Source organism: Nostoc sp. (assembly GCF_036917465.1).
In the GTDB taxonomy this organism is placed as follows: domain Bacteria; phylum Cyanobacteriota; class Cyanobacteriia; order Cyanobacteriales; family Nostocaceae; genus Nostoc.
On sequence record NZ_JBALDL010000066.1, the window covers coordinates 76,942 to 83,306 of the forward strand.

Here is a 6,365-nt window from a genome sequence, read left to right on the forward strand (position 1 = left end):
TTTACTGAGCGAGGACTTGAACTAGTACGTGTTGATCCCAATAGCACCAAGTAGCCAAGAATTCTCTGATGCCTTGTTGTTTTGCTTGGATACTTGCTTCTCCTTGCAAATGAATAATTAATTTGGTGTGTGTGATATCTACTTCAATTTCATTCCAACCAATGCCAGCTAATCCGGTTCCCAAGGCTTTACCTACGGCTTCTTTGGTGGCAAAGCAGATTGCATAATCCTGGTGGGGATCATTAGCTGCTTGACAACGGTCAATTTCATCAAGAGTAAACAGTAAATTTAAGGTTTCGCGATCGTGTCGGTTAATCAGTCTAGCAATTCTTTCGATAGGTGTGATGTCAATACCAAGACCCTTAATACTGAAAGTTCTACTAGAAAAGAGGGAAGCCATTGCCTAGCCAAAATTTTTCGGTATAGTTGCGCTGTATTCATTTGGACTTACAAGCATTGCAGCCTGTACCAGATGACAAAATTGATCTAGCGTCATATCTTGCCGACCTTCAAGTTTGACACTAACTCCCAACTGACGTTTGAGTTCTAAGGATACTTCTACTGTTTCAGTGGAATCAAGCTGTAAATCTTTACGCAGTAAAGCATCTGGATAAAGCAACTCTTCGGTAATACCTAAATCAGTAAGTATTTTATTGATAGTTTCCATCACTTTTAGAGTATCCATAAAGCAAAATTTCTCAATGCATTTGAACTACAGGATTTGTGGCAGTTCTTAATTACCTACAAAATATTCTCATATAGAACTCATATTTGATTTTTGAACAAAATTAGGTATTGTAAGGGAGCTAGTGCGTTGCGGTGAATCCAGCGCTGTAGGCGGGTTTCCCGCCGTAGGTGAGTTCCCTCTGTTGTAGCAACTGACGTTGTGTAGAACGAAGTTCATAATGCACCATTATCAAGGGTTTTAACCGCCAATTCATTCCGCATTTATGCAACGCCGTTCAAGTTTGTCTTGAAACTTCTTTTTTAGAACATATTATGATTCCTATATGGTTGAAAAACTAAATTAAATTTCACTTTATTTAGGAAAGATTTTCATTAGCTGTCAGTACTTTATTATAGATATCATCATCTTAGCAAGTCCTAATTTAAAGTTTTATGTAGTAAAAAAACTTCTTTCACAAGCAAAAAGGTATAAGGATAGGCTGTTTCAGGAGTATATAGCTGGTAAGAATATAATTAAATACATGGCAGAGGGAAGAATTTTATAGAAATTATTTATCAATAAGCTAGGTCGGAGCGATCGCTAGCCTGGGTTTTGTCCATTGGTAAAAGATGAGCTAAAACTCCCAAATTCTGAAGTTTCCTTGCTTTGCACAGCATCATGCTTCACAAACACCGCAAGTTTCAGTATACTACTGGAAATAAACGATAAAAATTATCATTTATCTGTAAATTAAAGATATTTCTATTGCCTATTGTCTTCAGCACTAACAAGCCCCGCCCAAGACAATGAGCAATCTGCCCGGTCGTTAACTCAATTCGATTTGGAGTTTTTTAAGTGACAGTCAGACAACCACCAATATTTCAGGTGCGTGAAGTGACTAAAAAGTACCGGATGGGAGAAGTAGAGGTGCAAGCCCTTCGCTCCATAGACCTCGACCTTGACGAAAAAGAGTTTATGGTCATACTGGGTTCTTCTGGCAGTGGCAAGTCAACCTTACTGAATATCTTGGGAGGACTAGACGTGCCCTCAAGTGGCAGTGTGTATTTTCGCGATCGCAACCTGACCAACGCTAACGAAAAAGTCTTGACTCGTTTTCGGCGTGATTGTATCGGCTTTGTCTTCCAATTTTACAATCTGATACCCAGCCTAACAGCGCGGGAAAATGTTTCTCTAGTTACAGAGATTGCTGCTCATCCGATGCGTCCGAGGGAAGCTCTAGAATTGGTAGATTTAGGCGATCGCCTCGATCACTTCCCATCTCAATTATCAGGTGGAGAACAACAAAGAGTCGCAATAGCTCGTGCCATTGCCAAGCGACCGCAAGTATTGTTGTGTGATGAACCAACAGGGGCGCTTGACTTTCAAACAGGTAAGCGGATACTAGAGGTAATTGAGCGAGTCAACCGAGAATTGGGAACAACAATTGCTATAATCACCCACAATGTGGGAATTGCAGCTATGGCCGATCGCGTGCTGACCATGCGTAGCGGTGAGATTATTCAAGAGCATCGGAACCAAACCAAGTTATCTCCGGCTGAATTGGAGTGGTAAGTCTTAATGTTTAACTCGTCTCTAGATCGAAAACTGTGGCGCGATCTTCTGGGCTTGCGAGGTCAGGTTTTGGCGATCGCTTTAATTGTCGCTTGCGGTATTTCTAGCTTGATCATGATTCAGAGTACTCATGCTTCCCTCGCACTCACCAAGTCTATTTATTACGATAGCTATCGCTTTGCCCATGTTTTTGCTCAGATGAAGCGGGCGCCAGAAACTTTAGCTAGTCAGATTGCGGAAATTCCGGGAGTAGCACAGACGCAAACGCGGATTGTAGTTGATGTCACTCTTGATATCCCTAACTTCGATGAACCAGTCATCGGTCGATTAATATCCATACCCCAAGAGCGCGTCCCCATACTGAATGACCTTTATATCCGTAAGGGTCGTTATATCGAGTCAGAACGAGGTGATGAAGTTTTAGTGAGTGAAGCTTTTGCTGAAGCTCACCAACTGGATCTCGGTGACTCTATTGGAGCTGTAATTAATAGTCGCTGGCAGCAGTTACGGATTGTCGGTATCGCTCTCTCACCCGAATATGTTTATGAAGTTCGAGGCGAAGGATCTCTGTTTCCCGATCATAAGCGATTTGGTGTCATCTGGATGGGGCGAAAAGCACTAGCGACGGCCTTCGATCTCGACGATGCCTTTAACAATGTCACTCTCAGACTCATGCCAGGAGTCTTTGAAGAGGATGTGATTGAGCATCTTGACCAACTTTTAGAGCGCTACGGTAGTTTGGGTGCTTATGGACGGAAAAATCAGCTATCTAACAAGGTTTTTTCTAATGATGTAGACCAACTCAAAGTATCGGGGACGATGATGCCTTGCCTGTTTCTGGCGATCGCAGCTTTTTTGTTAAACTTCGTAATTTCCCGGCTAGTGGGGACACAACGGGAGCAGATTGCTGTACTTAAAGCTTTAGGTTATGGCAATATTGCCATTGGTGGACATTATCTAAAACTTGTTTTGAGCATTGTTAGTTGGGGGACAGTAATTGGTATTGTTGGTGGGTTTTGGTTAGGTAGTGGATATACCCACGTCTACACAGAGATTTTCCGCTTACCAATACTTCACTATGAAGCGAGAACAGATTTAGCGATCGCAGTTATTTGCATCAGTGTTGGCGCAGCTTGTTTGGGAGGTTTTGGATCTGTTCGCAAAGCTATTTCCTTACCCCCTGCTGAAGCTATGCGACCAGAGCCACCAGCTAAGTTTCGACCATCAATCATTGAGCGCCTGGGTATTGGCCGCTTTTTATCGCCAGCCGGTCGGATTATTTGCCGTAACCTCGAACGCAAGGCAGTTCAGGCAGGCTTTTCTATTTTGGGGATTGCGATCGCGATCGCCTTACTAGTGGTGGGTCGTTACTTTGAAGATGCCTTAGCTTATTTAATTGATTTTCAATTCAATATTGTCCAACGACAAGATATCACCATTATTTTTAATGAGCCGCGTCCTAACCGTGTGCGGTACGAAATCACTCACTTTCCTGGAGTCCTCTCTGCCGAACCATTTCGGACAGTACCTGTAAACCTGATGTTTGAACATCACAAACGCCAAGGTATGGCCATAACCGGAATTGACCCAGCAGGTAAACTTCAGCATTTAGTCGATCGCAATCTTTACCCAGTGAATCTCCCCACCGATGGAGTCGTGCTAACAACTAAGCTGGCACAAATCCTGGGTGTTATTCCAGGGGAAAAACTCACAGTAGAAGTACTTGAAGGTAGTCATGCTGTGCATCAGGTTGCTGTGATGGGGCTGGTAGATGAACTGATGGGTTTCAATGTCTATATGGACATCTATGCTCTCAACCGACTCATGGAAGAAGGGCAAACAGTATCAGGTGTTTACGCAGCGATCGATTTGAATGCTAGTAGTCAATTGTACTCCTACCTCAAAAAGATTCCCGATGTGACTAACGTCTTTCTCCGAGAGGCATCCATAGAGAGTTTTCAGGAGTCTATGGGTAAAAATATGCAAGTAGCCACTAAGGTACTGCTAGTTTTTGCCACTATTATTACAGTCAGCGTAGTCTATAATGCAGCACAAATTTCTTTGTCAGAACGGCAGAGAGAGTTAGCTAGTCTGCGAATTATCGGTTTCACCCGTGCCGAAATTGCTTTCATCCTACTAGGAGAGCAAGGAATTATCATCTTGGTAGCAATTCCTCTAGGTCTATTTTTGGGGTCTGGATTGGCTGCCTTAATGAGTGTTGGTTATGATTCAGAACTTTATCGTTTGCCCTTAATTGTCACTAAGGCAAACTATACTTTCGCCATTATGGTCGTTGTCGCAGCAGCGATTAGTTGTGGGCTAATTGTCCAGCGCCAGCTAAATCGTCTCGATCTGATTGCTGTTCTTAAAACCAGGGAATGAATAACAGAGTTGATGGCGGCTACTTAGTAACTTGTAACTGTTAATTTGTTTTATGAAGTATTTACCTAAGCGGGTCATTTACATAATCAGTGGGCTAGGAATAATTACGCTGACATTCCTAGCATTGCGTCCAGACCCGATTCGGGTTGAGATCAAACAGGTTAAACGCGCTTCTTTGCTAGTCACTGTCGATGCCGAAGCTAAAACCCGTATCCGTTCCCGCTTCGTGATTTCAAATACTGTAGCAGGTAGATTAGCTCGCATCCAACTCAAGGAAGGTGATACTGTTAAGCGTGGTGCAGTGGTTGCTCACATTGACCCTTTACCTCTAGACACTCAGTTAAAAACAGCTCAAGCAAATCTCAAGGAGTTACAAGCACAACGTTCAGGGATCGTAATTCAACGACCAAAACAAGAAGCATTGTCACAAGCCCAAGCGAAGATCGAAGCAGCTAAAGCAGCACAAAATCAGACTCAGGCAATGGTTCAGCAAGCTAAGGCGGCACTTGAACAGGCAGAACGCGATCGCATCCGTGCCCAGAAATTAGTAGAAGATGGTGCAATTTCCCGTCAAAATCTCGAAAGTGCCCAGTTATTGCAAATCACCCGCCTTAGAGAATTAGAGGCACAACAACGACAGGTTGATAGTGCTGCGGCTGAGGTAGTAGCTGTCAGGAAATCCTTTGATCTGTTACGCGCACAGCAGCGCGACCCCGACTACCTATTTAATGTCTATGATGCCCGGATTGCCAGTGTCAAAGCTGAACTTGCTAACCTAGCTGATAATGCTGCTCGTAGCGATATCCGCTCTCCTTCAGATGGAAGTGTTCTGCGAGTACTGCAAGAGAGTGCCCGGTACGTGGAGGCTGGAACTCCTTTGTTAGAGTTAGGTAATCCCTCAAAACTAGAATTGGTAGCTGACATCCTTTCTAGTGATGCTGTGAAGGTAAAGCCAGGAACGAAAATTTTAATTGAACGTTGGGGCGGGGACAAAACTTTAGAAGCAAGAGTGCGAAAAATTGAGCCTTCAGCATTTACTAAGGTTTCTGCTCTTGGGGTTGAAGAACAACGGGTTAACATCATCGGTGACTTTGTAGATTCTTCAGTGCCTTTGGGTGACAACTACCGTGTAGAAACAAGAATTGTGGTTTGGCAAGGAGAAAATGTCCTCATCGTTCCTCTGAGCGCCCTTTTTCGCTGTCAGCAGTCTTGGTGTACCTTTGTGGTAGAAAAGGGTAAAGCAAAAACACGTGTAGTTGAGATTGACCATCGGAATAATTTTGAAGCTGCCATCAAAGATGGATTGAAGGAAGGAGAAATAGTCATTCTCCATCCCACAGAGGAAATCAAAGAAGGCAGCCAGATTGCAGATCCTGGGTAAGAATTTAGGAGCCAAGGCTTAGAAAGCTCGGCCTTTGCTCAGAATACCTAGCCTTGTTTTGCCATCAGCCTTGGCACTTGGCATAGATCCATCCAACGCAGGCAATCACCTGCGTTGCCAGGTTATCATCCCAGTGATTAATAAAACAGTAGGCATTAAGCCGATGAGCATATAGAGGATGCGAGTAGGTAGTCCACCGAAAATGCCGAAGTGAAAATCTGCAAGGATAATCAGCATCTTAGACATTGCATCTTCAGGTTTACTGACTTTGTTACTCACCGTTCGCGTAATAGGATTTGACTAAGAGGAATTATCGACCAAATGACCATAAATATCAGGTGATAGACCAAGTAAACAAATAAT

7 protein-coding genes are annotated in these 6,365 nt (G+C 43.4%); 3 read left to right on the forward strand and 4 right to left on the reverse strand.

Annotated features, from left to right (window positions below; translation table 11 throughout):
* Position 1 precedes the first annotated feature (1 nt).
* The 3 genes from V7K38_RS15080 to V7K38_RS15090 all read right to left on the reverse strand — a co-directional run bounded on the left by V7K38_RS15080 (position 2) and on the right by V7K38_RS15090 (position 941).
* The gene (locus V7K38_RS15080) at positions 2 to 400 is read right to left on the reverse strand and encodes a holo-ACP synthase (protein WP_334858913.1); all 399 of its coding nucleotides are present in this window, start codon (positions 398 to 400) and stop codon (positions 2 to 4) included.
* 3 nt (positions 401 to 403) lie between these two features.
* Positions 404 to 685, reverse strand: a complete 282-nt coding sequence (locus V7K38_RS15085; protein WP_334858914.1) for an acyl carrier protein — start codon at positions 683 to 685, stop codon at positions 404 to 406.
* 121 nt (positions 686 to 806) lie between these two features.
* Entirely contained in the window at positions 807 to 941 is a 135-nt protein-coding gene (locus V7K38_RS15090) for a hypothetical protein (RefSeq protein ID WP_334858916.1), read from the reverse strand.
* 581 nt (positions 942 to 1,522) lie between these two features.
* On the opposite strand from V7K38_RS15090, the gene V7K38_RS15095 reads away from it, so the two are divergent.
* From V7K38_RS15095 to V7K38_RS15105, 3 genes are read left to right on the forward strand one after another with little or no spacing between them, the layout of a single operon-like run.
* Complete coding sequence (locus V7K38_RS15095) at positions 1,523 to 2,239, forward strand: ABC transporter ATP-binding protein (protein ID WP_334858918.1); 717 nt, start codon at positions 1,523 to 1,525, stop codon at positions 2,237 to 2,239.
* 6 nt (positions 2,240 to 2,245) lie between these two features.
* Positions 2,246 to 4,621 carry an ABC transporter permease gene (locus tag V7K38_RS15100; RefSeq protein ID WP_334858919.1) on the forward strand — a complete coding sequence of 792 codons (2,376 nt, stop codon included), beginning with the start codon at positions 2,246 to 2,248 and terminating at the stop codon, positions 4,619 to 4,621.
* A gap of 52 nt (positions 4,622 to 4,673) precedes the next feature.
* Complete coding sequence (locus tag V7K38_RS15105) at positions 4,674 to 6,002, forward strand: efflux RND transporter periplasmic adaptor subunit (RefSeq protein WP_334858921.1); 1,329 nt, start codon at positions 4,674 to 4,676, stop codon at positions 6,000 to 6,002.
* A gap of 105 nt (positions 6,003 to 6,107) precedes the next feature.
* Here V7K38_RS15105 and V7K38_RS15110 read toward each other — a convergent pair whose 3' ends face one another.
* On the reverse strand, positions 6,108 to 6,281 hold the full coding sequence (locus V7K38_RS15110) for a PepSY-associated TM helix domain-containing protein (protein WP_334858923.1): 174 nt from the start codon (positions 6,279 to 6,281) through the stop codon (positions 6,108 to 6,110).
* Positions 6,282 to 6,365 lie beyond the last annotated feature (84 nt).